The organism is Methylobacterium sp. 17Sr1-1, from assembly GCF_003173775.1.
Classification (GTDB): Bacteria; Pseudomonadota; Alphaproteobacteria; order Rhizobiales; family Beijerinckiaceae; genus Methylobacterium.
In genome coordinates this window covers 5,053,094-5,069,556 of record NZ_CP029552.1, presented here as the reverse complement: position 1 = coordinate 5,069,556, position 16,463 = coordinate 5,053,094, and the positions used below count along the sequence as shown (strand labels likewise).

Here is a 16,463-nt window from a genome sequence, read left to right as displayed (position 1 = left end):
CGGCCGTTTTTAGTCGTGGTCAGCGCCCCGATCGATTGAACCGATCGCTCGACCGGGCCGGACGGGAAGTCCGATCCGGCACGGCAACGGCTGTGTTAGCCTCACCAGTCATCATCACGCCGCACCGATATCCTCGACGCGAACCTTCGTGATCGGCGCGAAGAGCCCCACACGCCTCGTCTCCCCACCCCGATCGTCCAGGATCCGGCGCTCGACGTCCCCGGGCCATTCCGGTGCGCCCGCGACCTCCCCACCGACCGCCGAGATGGCCGACGCCGCGAGGCTCGGGACGATGCTCCAGGCCACGGTGGCACCGATCGCGATGAGATCGAGGGCGACACGGGTGACGAGGGCCGCCCGCGCGCGGTCGTGCCGGAGCTCCGACCAGGGCGCGGCTGCCTGGACGTAGGCATTCGCCCGGGCCCAGAGCGCCCGCGTCTCGGCCGCCGCGCGCCGGAACTCCCGCGCCTCGTGATGCGCGCGAATCGCGGCCACCTGCGAGGCGGCCTCAGCGGCGAGCGAGCGCTCGGCCGGACCGGGCTCAGCCCCCGTCGGGACCTCGCCGTCGAACGCCGTCGCCGCGAAGCGGGCCACCCGCTGGACGAGGTTGCCGAAGACGTCGGCGAGATCCTTGCTCACGTCCGCCACGAACCTTTCCGCGCGGAAATCCGCATCGGCTCCCTCGGGAGCATTCGCGATCAGCCACCAGCGCCAGAGATCGGCGGGCAGCGCGTCGAGCGCCGCCTCGCAGGAGAGGCCGCGCCCCCGGCTGGTCGAGAACTTGCCGCCCTCGTGGGTGAGCCAGTGAAGGCCCTTGATCACGTCCGCCGTGCGCCACGGCTCGCCGGAGCCGATCAGCGTGGCGGGAAAACTCACCGTGTGGAACGGCACATTGTCCTTACCCAGGAACTGGACGATGCGGCCGGTCCCGGCAGACTCGCCCCACCACCAGTCGCGCCAGTCGCGACCCTGGTCGGCGGCCCAGTCCTGCGTGGCGGCAATGTAGGCGATGGGCGCGTCGAACCAGACGTAGAATACCTTCCCCTCGAAGCCGGGCCGCGGCACCGGCACACCCCAGGAGAGGTCGCGGGTGATGCAGCGGTCCTTAAGGTCGGCGGTCAGCCAGCTCCGCGCGAGGGAGACGACGAAGGGCGGCCAGCCCGAGCGGGTATCAAGCCAGTCGTTCAGGCGCTCCCTCAGTGCCGATTGCCGCAGGAACAGGTGGCGGCTCTCGCGCAGTTCCAGCCGTGTGTCCCCCGACAAAGCCGAGCGCGGCGCGATCAGCTCGACGGGGTCGAGCAGGGTGCCGCAGGCCTCGCACTGGTCGCCCCGCGCGTCCGGGTCGCCGCAATGGGGACAGGTGCCGCGGACGTATCGATCGGGCAGGTAGCGGTTATCCGTGGGCGACCAGATCTGCGGCACGCTCCGCTCGGCGATCAGCCCGGCCTCGTCGAGGCGTCGGTAGAAGTGCTGGGTCAGCGCGTGGTTGGATGGCGCGGAGGAGCGGCCGAAATGGTCGAAGCTCAGACCGAAGCGTCGGTAGATCGCCGCCTGCCGCGCATGCTCGCCGTCGCAGAAGGCGCGCGGCGCGAGGCCTGCCTGCGCCGCAGCGAGTTCAGTCGGCGTGCCGTGCTCGTCGGTGGCGCAGACGAACAGCACCTCGCTGCCGATCTGACGGTGGAAGCGGGCATGGACGTCGGCCGGCAGGAGCGAGCCGACGAGGTTGCCGAGATGCTTGGCGCCGCTGACGTAGGGCAGCGCGCTGGTGATGAGGATGCGGTGCGACATGGGGAGCGTCCGATGCGAAAGACGAGGGACGCGCCGAACCCGTGCTGATGAAAAAGCCCTCCCGCTCGGCACGGAAGGGCTCGGGTCCGGCGCTCTCGCCTGTCTCGCGCTGACGCGCGCTCACCCTCTCCGGCCGGATCTCGCGCGGTCGGGCCGGGTCATTCGCAGGGTCGGGGCGAAGAGCGGACGCATGAGCTATCCTTAGCGCGCGGACGGGGCGCCCTCAAGGTCCCCCGCGAACACTGCGACTCGTCGCGGCGGCGCGATCGTCTTATTCCCGCCCCTCCTCCCGCAGATGCCGGATGATCCCCGAGAAGTCGGTGCCCCCCTGCCCCGCCGCCTCGAAGGCGGCGTAGATCGCCTCGGCATGCGCGCCGAGGGGCGTCGCGGCCCCGGCGCCCGCGGCGGCCTCCTGGGCGAGGCGCAGGTCCTTCAGCATCAGGGCGGCGGCGAAGCCCGGCTTGTAGTCGTTGTTGGCGGGCGAGGCCGGGACCGGGCCGGGGACCGGGCAGTAGGTGGTGAGCGACCAGCATTGGCCCGAGGAGGTCGAGGCGACGTCGAACAGGGCCTGGTGCGACAGGCCGAGCTTTTCCGCCAGCACGAAGGCCTCGGCGACGCCGATCATCGAGATGCCGAGGATCATGTTGTTGCAGATCTTGGCTGCCTGACCGGCGCCGGCCTCGCCGCAATGCACGACCTTGCGGCCCATCTTCGCGAGGACCGGCTCGGCCCGGGCGAAGGCGTCCGGCGTGCCGCCGGCCATGAAGGTCAGGGTCGCGGCCTTGGCGCCGCCGACACCGCCGGAGACGGGGGCGTCGAGGCTGGCGAGGCCGCGCGCCTCCGCCTTCTCGTGCGCCCCCCGGGCGCTGGCGACGTCGATGGTCGAGCAGTCGATCAGCAGGGCGCCGTGGGCCACGTGCGGCAGCACCGCGTCGTAGACCGTCAGCACGTGACGCCCCGCCGGCAGCATGGTGACGACGATCTCGGCCCCCGCCACCGCGGCTTCGGCGCTTTCCGCCACCGCGAGTCCGGCGGCGCGGGCGGCGTCGAGCGCCTCCGGCATCAGGTCGAAGCCGGTCACCGCGTGCCCCGCCGCCACGAGGTTGGCGGCCATCGGGCCGCCCATGTTGCCGAGGCCCAGGAAGGCGATCTGCGTCATGGCTCAGCGTTTCCTCTGCTGGATTCTGTTCTGTGAGAGAGATGCAACTTGCGAGACGCCGCCAGGATGTCGGCGCGACAGCAAGGGCGACCTTTCCAAGACGCGACCTCATCCTGAGGTCGCGGTGGGACGACCATCTTTCCGTGGCACCAAGGCTGCGATCAAACCGATCCTCAATTCCCCACCAGTCCCCGCGCCACGATCACCCGCATGATCTCGTTGGTGCCCTCCAGGATCTGGTGCACCCGCAGGTCGCGGACGATCTTCTCCACCCCGTATTCCGAGAGGTAGCCGTAGCCGCCGTGGAGCTGCAGCGCCTCGTTGGCGACCCGGAAGCCGGTATCCGTGGCGAAGCGCTTGGCCATCGCCGAGCGCTGGGTGGCGTCCGGGTCCTTGCGGTCGAGGGCGGCGGCGGCGCCGTAGAGGAGCGCCCGGGCGGCCTCCAGCTCCGTCGCCATGTCGGCGAGGCGGAATTGCAGCGCCTGGAACGCATCGAGGCGCTGCCCGAAGGCCTTGCGCTCGGCCATGTAGGCCAGGCTCTTGTCGAGGGCCGCCTGCGCCCCGCCGAGGGAGCAGGCGCCGATGTTGAGCCGGCCGCCGTCGAGCCCCGCCATGGCGATGCGAAAGCCGATCCCCTCCTCGCCGAGGCGGTTCTCGACCGGCACCCGGCATTCCTCGAAGATCACGGCCCGGGTCGGCTGGGCGTTCCAGCCCATCTTGCGCTCGTTGGGCCCGAAGGACAGACCGGGCGCGTCGGAGGGCACGACCAGGGTCGAGATGCCCTTCGGCCCCGCCTCGCCGGTGCGCACCATCGTGACGTAGACATCGGCGGCACCGGCGCCCGAGATGAACTGCTTGGCGCCGTTGACGACGTAAGTATCGCCCTCCCGCCGGGCGGTGGTGCGGAGCGCGGCAGCGTCCGACCCCGAGCCCGGCTCGGTCAGGCAGTAGGCGGCGACCGTGTCCATCCGGCAGAGTGCCGGCAGGAAGCGCTCGCGCTGGGCCGCGGAGCCGAACCTGTCGATCATCCAGGCGGCCATGTTGTGGATCGACAGGAACGCCGCGACGGTCGGGCAGCCGAGGCTCAGTGCCTCGAAGATCAGGGCGGCATCGAGCCGGGTCAGGCCCGATCCGCCATGCTCCTCCGAAATATAGATGCCGCCCATGCCGAGGGCGGCGGCCTCCCGCAGCACGTCGAGAGGGAAATGCTTGCGCTCGTCCCAGTCGAGGGCGTGCGGCGCGATCCGCTCGGCCGCGAAGCTGCGCGCCATGTCGCGGATGGCGATCTGGTCCTCGGGCAGGGTGAACAGGGTCATGGCGGCGGTTCCTCCTGCCCGGATTTGGTATTTTGTCCGGCCGGACATGGCACGGGTGTCTCCTCTCCCCGCGGGCAGGGAGAGGGTCGCTTGCACCTTGTCGTGCAAGCGACGAGCGTCGGCGCAGCCGAAGCGAGGGTGAGGGGGTCTCGACGAATGAGACTCCTCCGGAGAGACCCCCTCACCCTCGCGGCGAACCTGCGGTTCGCAGCTTGCCGCACCCTCTGAACGAGGGCTCGGCCCTCTCCCCGCCCGCGGGGAGAGGAGGAAACCCGGGCCGCTTACTGCATCACCGGCATCGAGAACTGCGCGCCTTCCTTCACCCCCGACGGCCAGCGCTGGGTGACCGTCTTGGTCTTGGTGTAGAAGCGCACGGCGTCCGGCCCGTGCTGGTTGAGGTCGCCGAAGCCCGAGCGCTTCCAGCCGCCGAAGGTGTAGTAGGCCAGCGGCACCGGGATCGGCACGTTGATGCCGACCATGCCGACCTGCACCTTGGCGGCGAAGTCGCGGGCCGCATCGCCGTCGCGGGTGAAGATCGCGACGCCGTTGCCGTATTCGTGCTCGTTGGGGAGCCGCAGCGCCTCGGCGTAGTCCTTGGCCCGCACCACCGACAGCACGGGCCCAAAAATCTCTTCCTTGTAGATCCGCATCTCCGGCGTCACGTGGTCGAACAGGCAGCCGCCCATGTAGAAGCCGTTCTCGTAGCCCTGCATCTTGAAGGCCCGGCCGTCGACCGCGAGCTTGGCGCCTTCACGCACGCCGATCTCGACGTAGTTGCGCACCCGCTCGAGCGCCGCCCTGGTGACCAGCGGGCCGTAATCGGCGCTCGGATCGGTCGAGGGGCCGATCTTCAGGCTCTCGACCCGCGGGATCAGCTTGCTCATCAGGGCGTCGGCGGTCTTCTCGCCGACCGGCACCGCCACCGAGACCGCCATGCAGCGCTCGCCGGCCGAGCCGTAGCCGGCGCCCATCAGGGCGTCGACGGCTTGGTCCATGTCGGCGTCGGGCATGATGATCATGTGGTTCTTGGCGCCGCCGAAGCACTGGGCGCGCTTGCCCGTCGCGGTCGCCCTTGCATAGACGTACTGGGCGATGTCGGACGAGCCGACGAAGCCGACCGCCTGGATGATGTCGTCGTCGAGGATCGCGTCGACCGCCTCCTTGTCGCCGTTGACGACGTTGAGGATCCCGGCCGGGAGCCCGGCCTCGATCATCAGCTCGGCAAGCCGCATCGGCACGCCCGGATCGCGCTCCGAGGGCTTGAGGATGAAGGCGTTGCCGCAGGCGATGGCGGGGGCGAACTTCCACATCGGGATCATCGCCGGGAAGTTGAACGGCGTGATGCCGGCGACCACGCCCAGCGGCTGGCGCATCGAGTAGATGTCGATGCCGGGGCCGGCGCCTTCCGTGTACTCGCCCTTCTGCAGGTGCGGGATGCCGCAGGCGAACTCCACCACCTCGACGCCGCGCTGGATGTCGCCCTTGGCATCGGGGATGGTCTTGCCGTGCTCGCGGGCGAGCAGGTCGGCGAGGCTGTCCATCTCGCGCGCCACGAGGTCGAGGAAGCGCATCATCACCCGCGCGCGGCGCTGCGGGTTGGTGGCGGCCCAGGCGACCTGCGCCTTGGCGGCGTTCTCGATCGCGGCGCGCATCTCGGCCTGGCTCGCCAGCGCCAGGCGCCCGACCACCTCGCCGGTCATCGGCTGGTAGATGTCCGAATACCGGCCCGAGCGGCCGGGAACGTGCTCGCCGCCGATGAAGTGCCCGACTTCGCGCGCCATGAGGGATCCTCCCTGGATCGATCTGTGTTGGGGCCACCTTGCCCTGGCGATCCCCATAGCGGAAGGGGCGTGAGAGCGGAACGGGTGTGCGCGGATGCGGGAACCGGATGGGCCGAGAGGCGACGTGTGGGACGATTACCGCTTCGTGCTCGCGGTACACCGGGCCGGCACGGTCTCGGCGGCGGCGCGGCGGCTCGGGGTCGATCACGCCACGGTGATCCGGCGAATCGACCGGCTGGAGCGGCGCCTCTCCGAAAGGCTCTTCCACCGCCGCGCCTCCGGCTACACCGCGACGCAAGCGGGCCTCGCGCTGGTCGCGACCGCCGACGCGATCGAATCGGCGATCATCCACGGCGAGGCGGCGATCGGCCGTGCCGGCTCGCAGCTCGTCGGCACGGTGCGGATCGGCGCGCCGGACGGCTTCGGCAGCGCCTTCCTGGCCGCCCGCCTCACGGCGCTGATCGAGCGCCATCCGGAACTCGACATCGAGCTCGTCGCCACCGCCCGGCTGTTCAGCCTGTCGAAGCGCGAGGCCGACATCGCCATCGGCCTGAGCCTGCCGCCGGAGGGGCGCATCGTCGGGCGCAAGCTCACCGACTACACGCTCAAGCTCTACGCCGCCCCGGCCTATCTCGACCGCCACCCGCCGATCGCCGAGCGCCGCGACCTCGAAGGGCATCGCTTCATCGGCTACATCGACGAATTGCTGTACTCGCCGGAGCTCGACTACCTGCACCAGGTCGCGCCGGGGGCCGGCGCGCGGCTGCGCAGCGCCAACCTGAACGCGCAGTTGCAGGCGGCGGTGGCGGGACTGGGGCTCGCGGTGCTGCCCTGCTTCATGGCCTCGGGGCGCCCGGATCTGACTTGCGTGCTGCCGGACGCCGTGTCGCTCACCCGCAGCTTCTGGCTGATGATGCACGCCGACAGCCGCGACCTCGCCCGCATCCGCGCGGTCGCCGAGCACATCTATGCGGTGGTGGAGGCGGAGCGGGAGGTGTTCCTGCCCGGGGGGTGATGTGGTCTCGCAGGCGCTTCACAGCGCTGGCCCCGCCTTCTCCGGCGTCATCTCAAGCTCCACGCCCTTTCCCGGACGACTGAAGCGCCAGCGGAAGGAGATCCGGGATTCAGGGGAGATGTGCCGCGAAGCGGCCCTGTATACTGAAACGTTGCAGACAAGCGGTCGCTTCGCGAGTTTTTGCGCTGGATCCCGGATCTCCTTCCGCTTCGCTTCAGTCGTCCGGGAAAGGGCGCAGGCTTGCCGAAGGCGGCTCTGCAGTACAGGCCAGGGCCTCACACCGGATGCCACCACCGCCCGCGCAGCACCACGCCCTCCGACGTGATCCGCCGGTCCCCCGTCATGTGCTCGCCCAGCACGTCGACGTAGTCGAACGCACCCTCCCGCACCGCCAGCACCGTGGCGTCGCCGAGCGAGCCGACCTTCAGGCTGCCGTATTCCATGCGCCGGAGCGCCACGGCGGCATTCACCGTCGAGGCGGCGATCACCTCGTTGAGGCTCATGCCGAGGCAGAGCATCTTCGACATCGTGGTGACCTGGTCGAAGGCCGGGCCGTCGATGCAGAGCGCGTGGACGTCGGACGAAATCGTGTCCGGCAGGAAGCCGCCGGCCAGCATGGCGCGGGCGGTCTTGAAGGCGAAGGAGCCCTTGCCGTGACCGATGTCGAAGAGGATGCCGCGCTCGCGCGCCTCGCGGACAGCCGGCTTCACCGCACCTTGCGCCGTCACCGGCGAGTTCGGGAACGGCCGGAAGGCGTGGGTGAGCACGTCGCCGGGGCGCAGCATCGCCAGCACCGCCTCGTAGCTCGGCGGCGGCTCGTCGATATGGGCCATCAGCGGCAGGCCGGTTTCCTCGGCGACCTGGAGGGCGATCTCGAGGGGCGCCGTGCCTTGCGTGCCCGAGGCGTGGGCGCCGACCCGGACCTTGATGCCGATGATCACGTCGCGGTTGGCCTCGGCCACCGCCACCGCCTCGCGGGGCGCCATCAGGCGCATGTCCTGGCTCTCGCCGACCATCACGGTCTTCGAGAAGCCGTAGATGCCGGCGAAGGAGACGTGCAGGTAGGCGAGGATCCGCGCCTCCGAGCGCTCGATCACGTGCTTGCGGAAGCCCGGGAAGTTGCCGGGCCCGGCGCTGCCGGTATCGACCGAGGTGGTCACGCCCGACAGCCGGCAGAACTCGTCGGCGTCGATGCCGAGCGAGGTGCCGCCCCAGTAGACGTGGGTGTGCAGGTCGATGAGGCCCGGGGTGACGATCGCCCCGTTCATCTCGCGCACCTCCGTCCCCTCCCCGACGGGCAGGTCGCGGCCGAAGCCCGAGACGAGGCCGTTCGCGAAGGCGACGTCGGCAATGCCGTCGTGGCTCTGCGACGGATCGATGATGCGGGCGCCCCGCAGGATCAGCTCGTGCTGCACGGTTCTTCCCCTGATGATGTAACAGGACGGGCGGGTCACGCGGCCCGCGCCGGCAGGGCGGCGCCGTCGAGGTGGCAGGCCGCGAAATGATGGTCGGCGCCGACCGGATCGAGCCGCGGCTCCTCGGTGCGGCAGCGCTCGAAGGCGTGCGGGCAGCGGGTGTGGAAGCGGCAGCCGCTCGGGGGGTCGATCGGGCTCGGCACGTCGCCGCGCAGGACGATGCGGGTGCGCCCGGCACCGGGCTCCGGCACCGGCACGGCGGAGAGCAGGGCCTGCGTGTAGGGGTGCCGCGGCGCCAAAAAAATCTCCCGGCGCGGGCCGATCTCGACGATCTTGCCGAGATACATCACCGCGACGCGATGCGTCATGTGCTCGACGATGGCGAGATCGTGCGAGATGAACAGGAGCGCCAGGTCCAGCTCCTTCTGCAGGTCCTGCAGCAGGTTGACGATCTGCGCCTTGACCGAGACGTCGAGGGCCGAGACCGCCTCGTCGCAGATGATCAGGTCCGGCTCCGCGGCGAGCGCCCGGGCGATGCCGATGCGCTGGCGCTGGCCGCCGGAGAATTCATGCGGGAACCGCGACAGGGCCTCCCGCGGCAGGCCGACCCGCTCCATCAGGGCGGACAGGCGCCCGTCGAGATCGGCGCGGCCCTTGGCGAGGCCGAAGTTGCGGATCGGCTCGGCCAGGATGTCGCGCACCCGCATCCGCGGGTTGAGCGAGGAGAACGGGTCCTGAAACACCATCTGGATCCGCCGGCGAAGGGGGCGCAGGGCGCCTGCCGAGAGATCGTCGATGCGTCGGCCGGCGAGCACCACCTGGCCGGAGGTGGGCGGGAACAGCCGCATCAGGCTGCGGGCGACCGTCGACTTGCCGCAGCCGGATTCGCCGACGAGGGACAGGGTCTCTCCCTTCTCCAGGGTGAAGGAGACGCCGTCCACCGCCCTCAGGCTGCGGGCGCCGCGGCCGAGCAGGCCGCCGCCGAGGAGGAAGTGCTTGCGCAGGTCGTTGACCGCGAGGAGAGGCTGGCTCACGCGGCGAGCGCGTCCTTCGGCGCGTAGTGGCAGGCGGCGAGGTGGCCCGGCGCCTTCGGCTCCAGGGCCGGGGCGTGGGTCCGGCAGAGGTCGGTCACGGAGGGGCAGCGGCCGGCGAAGACGCAGCCGTCGATGCGGGTCTTCAGGCTCGGCACCATGCCGGGGATCTCGGCCAGCCGCTGGGGGGCGCCCGGCAGCTCGGCGGCGCCGAGGCGCGGCACCGCGCCCATCAGGCCGCGCGTGTAGGGATGGCGCGGGGAGCGGAAGAGGTCGCGCACCGCCGCCTCCTCGACCTTGCGGCCGGCATACATGACGACCACCCGGTCGGCGACCTCGGCCACCACGCCGAGATCGTGGGTGATCAGCATGATCGCGGCGCCGACCCGGCGCTTCAGGTCGCGCATCAGGTCGAGGATCTGGGCCTGGATCGTCACGTCGAGCGCCGTCGTCGGCTCGTCGGCGATGAGGAGCTTTGGCGAGCAGGCGAGCGCGATGGCGATCATCACCCGCTGGCGCATGCCGCCGGAGAGCTGGTGCGGGTATTCCCGCACCCGGCGCCGCGGCTCGGGGATGCCGACGAGGGCCAGCATCTCGACCGCCCGCTCCTCCGCCTCCTTGCGCGAGAGGCCCTGATGCAGGCGCAGGGTCTCGCCGATCTGGCGGCCGACGCTCAGCACCGGGTTGAGCGAGGTCATCGGCTCCTGGAAGATCACGCTGATCGCGTTACCGCGGATGCGGCGCATCTCGCGCTCAGGCAGCTGGAGGAGGTCGCGTCCCTCGAACCGGATCGCGCCGGCGAGCCGCGCCGGCGGCTCGGGCAGGAGCCGCAGGATCGACATCGAGGTCACCGACTTGCCGCAGCCGGATTCGCCGACGATCGCCAAGGTCTCGCCGGACTGGATCGCGAAGGAGACGCCGTCGACCGCCCGGTTGACCCCGTCGGGGGTGCGGAAATGGACCTGGAGGTTCTCGACGGAGAGGAGCGTCATGGGCGTCGTCTCCGGGGATGGTTGGATATCTTTGATAATCTTGTCCCACCCACGACCTCATCCTGAGGTGCCGGCCGATCGGAGATCGGTTGGCCTCGAAGGAGGCCTCCAGAAGCCTCCGCGATCCCTGGAGCCCTCCTTCGAGGCCCACTGCGTGGGCACCTCGGGATGAGGTTGCGGGGGGGAGGAAGAGGACGCCCGGAAAGCTGCCGATCCGCAGCAAGCGCGCACTCACGCATCCTTCGCCATCCGCGGATCGAGGGCATCGCGCAACCCGTCGCCGACGAGGTTCACGGCGAGCACGGTGAGCGACAAAAAAATCGCCGGGAAGAGGATGATGTAGAACTTCACCTGCCACAGCGCCCGGCCCTCGGCCATGATGTTGCCCCAGGACGGGGTCGCGGGCGGCACGCCGGCACCGATGAAGGACAGGATCGATTCGGCGATCATCGCGGAGGCGCAGATATAGGTCGCCTGCACGGTCATCGGCGCGAGCGTGTTCGGCAGGATGTGGCGCCAGATGATCATCGGCATGCGGGTGCCGGTGGTCACCGCCGCCTCGACATAGGGCTGCTCGCGCAAGGACAGCACCACGCCGCGCACCAGCCGGGCGACGCGGGGAATCTCCGCCACCGTGATCGCCAGGATGACGTTCTCGATCGAGCCGCGCGTCAGCGCCATCAGGGCGATGGCGAGCAGGATCGGCGGGATCGACATCAGGCCGTCGACGATCCGCATGATGATCCCGTCGGCCCAGCGCACCATGCCGGAGACGAGGCCGATCGCGAGGCCGGCGAGCGAGGCGAGCAGCGCCACCGCGAAGCCGACGAGGAGCGAGACCCGGGCGCCGTAGACGACGCGGGAATAGATGTCGCGCCCGAGCATGTCGGTGCCGAACCAGTAGAGGCTCGATGGCACCCGCGTGCGGCGCGACGGGCTGATCGCCGTCGGGTCGACGGTCCCGAGGTAGGGCGCGAGGATCGCCATCAGGGCGACGATCGACAGGATCACGCCGCCGATCACGATGGTCGGGTGGCGTTTCCAGGTCCGGCGGATCGGCCCGAGGGCCTTGCGCGGCGGGTAGAGGTCGGGCAGCGGCGCGGCGACCGCGAGGCCGGGGGGCGCCTCGCTCCCCAAAGGTCCGGCGGACAAGGGCTGGGCGGCGCTCAATAGCGGATCCTCGGATCGATCAGGGTGTAGAGGAGGTCGATCGCGAGATTGATCAGCACGTAGGTGAAGCTGAACAACAGCACGACGCCCTGGATCACCGGATAGTCGCGCCGCAGGATCGCATCGACGGTGAGGCGGCCGAGGCCCGGGATCGCGAACACCGTCTCGGTGACGACGGCGCCGCCGATGAGGAGCGCGATGCCGATGCCGATCACCGTGACGATCGGCACCGCGGCGTTCTTCAGGGCGTGGACGAACAGGACGCCGCCCTGCGCCACGCCCTTGGCCCGCGCCGTGCGGACGTAATCCTGCTGGAGCACGTCGAGCATCGTCGCCCGGGTGACCCGGGCGATGAGCGCGATGTAGACGAGGCCGAGCGTCAGCGCCGGCAGGACGAGGTTGGCGAGCCAGGCCCCCACCCCCTGCTCGATCGGCGTGTACCCTTGCGCCGGCAGCCAGCCGAGCTCGAGGGCGAAGACGTAGGCGAGCAGGTAGCCGACGACGAAGACCGGTACCGAGAAACCGAGCACCGCCGCCCCCATCACCAGCCGGTCGACGAGGCGCCCCGCCTTCCAGGCCGCGACGACGCCGAGCGGCACCGCGACGAGGACGGCGAAGACCAGCGTGACCAGCATCAGGGACACGGTCGGCTGCACCCTCTGCCCGATCATGGTGGTGACCGGCAGGTTGGTGAAGATCGAGGTGCCGAGATCCCCGTGCAGGATGCGCCAGGCCCACTCGCCGAAGCGGACCAGGAACGGCCGGTCGAGGCCGAGCGAGGCGCGGATGCGCTCGATATCGGCCGGCGAGGCCTGGTCGCCGGCGATCAGGGCCGCCGGATCGCCCGGCGCCAGCGACAGCAGGCTGAACACGAACAATCCGACCACCGCCATCACCGGGATGACGGCGAGGACGCGCCTGACGAGGAAGCCGAACACGGAGAGTTCCTCAGGCCTTGGAGACGCCCCAGGTGAAGGGCAGCGGCCCCTTGCCCACGCCGGTGACGTTTTTCCGCCAGGCCTGGTAGCCGAGGAAGTAGCCGGTCGGCACGTAGACGCCCCCGCTCACCGCGGCCGCGTTCACCTTGTCGATCGCCGCCTTCTCGGCCGCGGGATCGGCGGCGTCGAACCACTCGGTGATGCCGGCCTCGACCACCGGCAGGTCGGGCCAGCCGAACCAGGCCTTGTCGCCGTTGGCGCGGATCGCCGGATAGACCGCCGGGTTGATGCAGTCGGCGCCGGCGTGCCAGGTGTGGAACATGTTCCAGCCGCCCTGCGCAGGCGGCGCCTTCGAGGCGCGGCGCGTGCCGACGGTGCCCCAGTCGGTGGCCACGAAATCGACCTTCATGCCCATCTGCTTCAGCAGGTCGGCGGTGACGTCGCCCATGTTCTTGGTGATCGACTGGTCCTGCGCCACCACGCAGACCACCGGCTCGCCCTTGTAGCCCGCCTCGGCCAGGAGCTTCTTCGCCGCCGCGATGTCGCCCTTGCCGATCTTGGTGCCGCCCGCCTCGCTGTAGAGCGGGGTGCCGGGCGTGAAGAAGCCGGGCAGCGGCTTCCACAGCTTGTCGTCGTCGCCGATCAGCGCCCGCATGTAATCCTCCTGGTTCATGCCCATGAGGACGGCCTGGCGCACCTTCGGGTTGTCGAAGGGGGGATGCAGGTGGTTCATCCGGAACGCGCCGATGTTGCCGAGCGGATCGGCGATGTCGACGTTGATGTTGGCGTTCTTGCGCAGGAGCGGGACGAGGTCGGGAATGGGGTTCTCCCACCAGTCGACCTCGCCGTTCTGGAGCGCCGCCGAGGCGGTGGCGGGATCGGGCATGATCACCCACTCGACCCGGTCGAGCAGCATGCGCTTGCCGCCGGCGAGCCACGAGGACGGCTCGTCGCGGGGCTTGTAATCCGAGAACTTCTCGAAGACCGCGCGGGCGCCCGGCACCCACTCGGAGCGGGCGAACTTCATCGGGCCGGAGCCGACATACTCGGTGATCTGGGTGAACGGATCGGTCTTGGCGATCCGCTCCGGCATGATGAAGGCGCAAGGCGCGTTGTTCTTGCCCAGAGCCAGCAGGAGCTTCGGGAACGGTTTCTTGAGCTGCCAGCGGAAGGTGCGGTCGTCGACCGGCGCCAGTTCGGCCTGGATCGCCCGGATCATGATGCCCATCGGGTCGCGGGCCATCCAGCGGGTCAGGCTCGCCACCACGTCCTTCGACAGAACCGGCTCGCCGTCGTGAAACTTGAGGCCGGGCCGCAGGCGGAAGGTCCAGGTCAGGCCGTCGGACGAGACCTCCTCGGATTCCACCATCTGGCGCTGTGGCTTCAGCTGCGCGTCGACGCCGTAGAGCATGTCCCAGACGAGGGCGGCGGCGTTGCGGACGACGTACTGCGTCCCCCAGATCGGGTCGAAATTGGCGAGGTTGGCCTGCGGCACGAAGCGCAGCACCTTGGCCGGCTGAGCGAGCGCCGGGGCGGCGAACTGGGGCGCCATGCCGGCGGCACCGAGGGCGGCCGAGCCTTTCAGAAAAGTCCTGCGGTCCATGGCGTGTCCTGCCTGCGGGGCCTGTGGTCATGAGCCGTGCCCGAGCCCCGAGAGGGCCGGCCCTCCCGCGAGGTTCGCCCCGGTCCGATCCCTCGGTCAAGGCGGTTCGCGGGTTGTCAACGGTCACGCTCGGCCGGAGAGCAAGCTTCGCGCCAGAGGCGGCGGCGCGGGAGAACCCCTGCGGGGCGACCGGGCCGAAGCCATGCGCCCTAGTCCCTCGTGCCTATCGCCTTCGGTCGATTTCAGGCGCGAACATTCGGTCATCTTGAGCGATAATCGCTCTTCGTGCGAATGTCCGGAACCATACGATGAACGTGTCTTCGGCATCGGGGGATGAGCCCATGGGGTCCACCGGTGAGATCATCTTCGACGCGCCGTCGCCGGCCGTCGATTGTCGCGTCTCGAACCTGACAGTCTTCGCCGCAACACTGACGGTTCCGGCCGGGCTCGCGGTGCCGGACGGGTTCACCCTGGCGATCACCGGCGAGTTCGTGATGCGCCGCTGCCGCGTGGTGTGGCGCCGGCGCGGCCGCGTCGGCGTGGCGTTCGAGATGCCGGTGTGACCCTGCGGGAGATGTCCTCGAACGCGGCTCCGGCGAACCGGCGTAGGATCCGCACGTTGAGGGCGGCGCGTTAGAACGGTTTCGCCGGATGATCGCACGCCATCCGGTGAAATTCGAACGATGCGCGAGCGCGAGGATCGTCGACTCATCTCGGGCATGACCACATCTCACGCACGACGAACGGAGCCGATGCGGCGCGCTTCCGCCGACCCGACGCGGAGCACGCCCCGATGCTGAGCCAATCCGACGACACCGCGACCGAGATCCGCACCTTCCCGGTCTTCGAGCGGCGCTGGAACTGGTTCCAGATCGGCGTCCAGAGCCTGATCGGCCTGGTGATCGCCTCCGGCCTGGCCGGCCTGTTCGGCGACGGACCCCTGGCCCGTGCCGAGCGGGCCGTGCCCGACACGCCGATCGTGCTGCGCTACGACCGCTTCCTGCGCGCCGGCTTCCCCTCGCAGATGCGGATCGGGATCACCCGGCCGCTCGAGGCCGAACACGTCGCGATCGACCTCAACGCCGATTTCCTCCAGCACGTCTCGGTCGACGCGACCCAGCCGCGGGCCGAGGCGGTGGATGCCACGCCCGCCGGCGTCACCTACCGCTTCCGCCTCGGGCCCGAGCGTCGCGGCGACATCACCCTGATGCTGTCGCCGCGCGAGTTCGGCCCCGTCGCGGCCCGGGTCTCGGCCCTGGGCCGGCCGGTCGATGTGCCGCTCCTGATCTATCCGTAGCCCGAGGCCTCGCGATGCGCACCGTACTGACCGCCGCCCTGATGTACGGCATCGTCCTGCTGCTGCTGCGGGTCACCACGCGGCGCATCATGCGCTCGGCCACCCCCCTCGACATGGCGGTGGTGTTCCTGTTCGGCGGCATGGCGGTGCAGCCGATCCTCGGCGCCGACCGCTCGATCACCGGGGCCTTGCTCGCCGCCTGCACGGTCGCGGGCATGCACCTCGCGGTCTCGCGGCTGAAGCTGTGGTGGCCGGTAGTCGGACAGGTGGCGGAGGGCACGCCGGTGGTGATCTACTCCAACGGCACCTGGGATTGGACCCAGATGCACCGCCTGCGCATCGACGAGCGCGACGTGGTCGCCGAGATGCGCCAGAACGGCATCCGCAGCTTCGCCGAGGTGCAATCGGCAATCATCGAGCACACGGGCGGTATCACCATCGTGCCGAAAAAGAATTAGAGCATTTTCCGACGGAATGAGCTTCGATTTTGCTGCATAAAATGCGGCAAAACCAGCGATGTATAGCAGAAACAGGTTACAATACGATAGGGCCCGACTCTATAGTGAGGTCCCGAGTTGCGGTGAAATGCGTCGGGGCGCATTTTTCTCGATGCCATAAAGACCCTCCGCGTCATTCCAGGTTCCGCTGCACGGCCCCGGAATGATGCGGAGGATCTGGCCTCTGTCTGAGGGCGTCGAACGGGCTCGCACTCTTCGATGATCGACCGAGAGGCTTTTACGCCGGAGCACCCGCCGCCCCACCCTCACAGCGACCGGATCTTCTCCTCGATGCGCTTGGCCTCCTCCTCATCGACCGCGACCGGGGAACTGCTGTCGTTCGGCAGGCCCGGGCCGGTCTGAGCGATCGTCTCGTCCCTCGGGCGGGCGTTGGGGCCGTTCGAGATCTTCGCCGGCCGGTCGTCGTCGTCCTTGGCCATCGATGCCTCCTCGTCGGCACA

At 69.8% G+C, this 16,463-nt stretch carries 15 protein-coding genes; 4 read left to right on the top strand and 11 right to left on the bottom strand.

Going from position 1 to position 16,463, the window contains the following annotated elements; genetic code table 11:
* Positions 1-114 precede the first annotated feature (114 nt).
* The 4 genes from metG to DK412_RS23010 form a co-directional block, all read right to left on the bottom strand.
* Complete coding sequence (gene metG / locus DK412_RS23025; protein WP_109973852.1) at positions 115-1,788, bottom strand: methionine--tRNA ligase; 1,674 nt, start codon at positions 1,786-1,788, stop codon at positions 115-117.
* A gap of 271 nt (positions 1,789-2,059) precedes the next feature.
* The gene (gene mmsB / locus DK412_RS23020) at positions 2,060-2,947 is read right to left on the bottom strand and encodes a 3-hydroxyisobutyrate dehydrogenase (RefSeq protein WP_109973851.1); all 888 of its coding nucleotides are present in this window, start codon (positions 2,945-2,947) and stop codon (positions 2,060-2,062) included.
* Positions 2,948-3,120: 173 nt separating this feature from the next.
* Positions 3,121-4,263 (bottom strand): acyl-CoA dehydrogenase family protein, encoded by a 1,143-nt coding sequence (locus tag DK412_RS23015; RefSeq protein WP_109973850.1) that lies wholly within the window; start codon positions 4,261-4,263, stop codon positions 3,121-3,123.
* A 281-nt stretch (positions 4,264-4,544) separates the two neighbouring features.
* A complete protein-coding gene (locus DK412_RS23010; RefSeq protein WP_109973849.1) occupies positions 4,545-6,044 on the bottom strand; it encodes a CoA-acylating methylmalonate-semialdehyde dehydrogenase in 1,500 nt (499 codons plus the stop codon).
* A gap of 94 nt (positions 6,045-6,138) precedes the next feature.
* Here DK412_RS23010 and DK412_RS23005 point away from each other — a divergent pair, with 94 nt between their 5' ends.
* Positions 6,139-7,059, top strand: coding sequence for a LysR family transcriptional regulator (locus DK412_RS23005; protein WP_109973848.1), 921 nt, complete (start codon positions 6,139-6,141; stop codon positions 7,057-7,059).
* Between the two features lie 275 nt (positions 7,060-7,334).
* Here DK412_RS23005 and DK412_RS23000 read toward each other — a convergent pair whose 3' ends face one another.
* The 6 genes from DK412_RS23000 to DK412_RS22975 all read right to left on the bottom strand — a co-directional run bounded on the left by DK412_RS23000 (position 7,335) and on the right by DK412_RS22975 (position 14,208).
* Positions 7,335-8,474 (bottom strand): amidohydrolase/deacetylase family metallohydrolase, encoded by a 1,140-nt coding sequence (locus DK412_RS23000; RefSeq protein ID WP_109973847.1) that lies wholly within the window; start codon positions 8,472-8,474, stop codon positions 7,335-7,337.
* A 35-nt stretch (positions 8,475-8,509) separates the two neighbouring features.
* Positions 8,510-9,508, bottom strand: coding sequence for an oligopeptide/dipeptide ABC transporter ATP-binding protein (locus DK412_RS22995; protein WP_109973846.1), 999 nt, complete (start codon positions 9,506-9,508; stop codon positions 8,510-8,512).
* On the bottom strand, positions 9,505-10,497 hold the full coding sequence (locus DK412_RS22990) for an ABC transporter ATP-binding protein (protein ID WP_109973845.1): 993 nt from the start codon (positions 10,495-10,497) through the stop codon (positions 9,505-9,507). Before DK412_RS22990 ends, DK412_RS22995 begins: the two co-directional genes overlap by 4 nt.
* Before the next feature lie 231 nt (positions 10,498-10,728).
* Positions 10,729-11,592 carry an ABC transporter permease gene (locus DK412_RS22985; protein WP_245571975.1) on the bottom strand — a complete coding sequence of 288 codons (864 nt, stop codon included), beginning with the start codon at positions 11,590-11,592 and terminating at the stop codon, positions 10,729-10,731.
* Between the two features lie 71 nt (positions 11,593-11,663).
* Entirely contained in the window at positions 11,664-12,605 is a 942-nt protein-coding gene (locus DK412_RS22980) for an ABC transporter permease (RefSeq protein WP_109973843.1), read from the bottom strand.
* 10 nt (positions 12,606-12,615) lie between these two features.
* Positions 12,616-14,208, bottom strand: coding sequence for an ABC transporter substrate-binding protein (locus DK412_RS22975; RefSeq protein ID WP_109973842.1), 1,593 nt, complete (start codon positions 14,206-14,208; stop codon positions 12,616-12,618).
* A gap of 341 nt (positions 14,209-14,549) precedes the next feature.
* Between DK412_RS22975 and DK412_RS22970 the strand changes: the two genes are divergently transcribed.
* The 3 genes from DK412_RS22970 to DK412_RS22960 all read left to right on the top strand — a co-directional run bounded on the left by DK412_RS22970 (position 14,550) and on the right by DK412_RS22960 (position 15,963).
* Entirely contained in the window at positions 14,550-14,771 is a 222-nt protein-coding gene (locus DK412_RS22970) for a pilus assembly protein PilZ (RefSeq protein WP_109973841.1), read from the top strand.
* A 230-nt stretch (positions 14,772-15,001) separates the two neighbouring features.
* Positions 15,002-15,505, top strand: a complete 504-nt coding sequence (locus DK412_RS22965; protein ID WP_109973840.1) for a hypothetical protein — start codon at positions 15,002-15,004, stop codon at positions 15,503-15,505.
* A gap of 14 nt (positions 15,506-15,519) precedes the next feature.
* On the top strand, positions 15,520-15,963 hold the full coding sequence (locus tag DK412_RS22960) for a YetF domain-containing protein (RefSeq protein ID WP_109973839.1): 444 nt from the start codon (positions 15,520-15,522) through the stop codon (positions 15,961-15,963).
* Between the two features lie 305 nt (positions 15,964-16,268).
* On the opposite strand, the gene DK412_RS30325 is transcribed toward DK412_RS22960, so the two are convergent.
* Positions 16,269-16,442 carry a hypothetical protein gene (locus DK412_RS30325; RefSeq protein WP_162596281.1) on the bottom strand — a complete coding sequence of 58 codons (174 nt, stop codon included), beginning with the start codon at positions 16,440-16,442 and terminating at the stop codon, positions 16,269-16,271.
* Between the last annotated feature and the right edge of the window lie 21 nt (positions 16,443-16,463).

What these genes read in the sequence shown, in the direction of transcription:
- DK412_RS23015 (WP_109973850.1), bottom strand. Translation starts at nt 4,263, where the DNA reads ATGACCCTGTTCACCCTGCCCGAGGACCAGATCGCCATCCGCGACATG.
- DK412_RS22965 (WP_109973840.1), top strand. Translation starts at nt 15,002, where the DNA reads ATGCTGAGCCAATCCGACGACACCGCGACCGAGATCCGCACCTTCCCG.
- DK412_RS22990 (WP_109973845.1), bottom strand. Translation starts at nt 10,497, where the DNA reads ATGACGCTCCTCTCCGTCGAGAACCTCCAGGTCCATTTCCGCACCCCC.
- mmsB (WP_109973851.1), bottom strand. Translation starts at nt 2,947, where the DNA reads ATGACGCAGATCGCCTTCCTGGGCCTCGGCAACATGGGCGGCCCGATG.
- DK412_RS23005 (WP_109973848.1), top strand. Translation starts at nt 6,139, where the DNA reads ATGCGGGAACCGGATGGGCCGAGAGGCGACGTGTGGGACGATTACCGC.
- DK412_RS22975 (WP_109973842.1), bottom strand. Translation starts at nt 14,208, where the DNA reads ATGGACCGCAGGACTTTTCTGAAAGGCTCGGCCGCCCTCGGTGCCGCC.
- DK412_RS22970 (WP_109973841.1), top strand. Translation starts at nt 14,550, where the DNA reads ATGGGGTCCACCGGTGAGATCATCTTCGACGCGCCGTCGCCGGCCGTC.
- DK412_RS23010 (WP_109973849.1), bottom strand. Translation starts at nt 6,044, where the DNA reads ATGGCGCGCGAAGTCGGGCACTTCATCGGCGGCGAGCACGTTCCCGGC.
- DK412_RS22960 (WP_109973839.1), top strand. Translation starts at nt 15,520, where the DNA reads ATGCGCACCGTACTGACCGCCGCCCTGATGTACGGCATCGTCCTGCTG.
- metG (WP_109973852.1), bottom strand. Translation starts at nt 1,788, where the DNA reads ATGTCGCACCGCATCCTCATCACCAGCGCGCTGCCCTACGTCAGCGGC.
- DK412_RS30325 (WP_162596281.1), bottom strand. Translation starts at nt 16,442, where the DNA reads ATGGCCAAGGACGACGACGACCGGCCGGCGAAGATCTCGAACGGCCCC.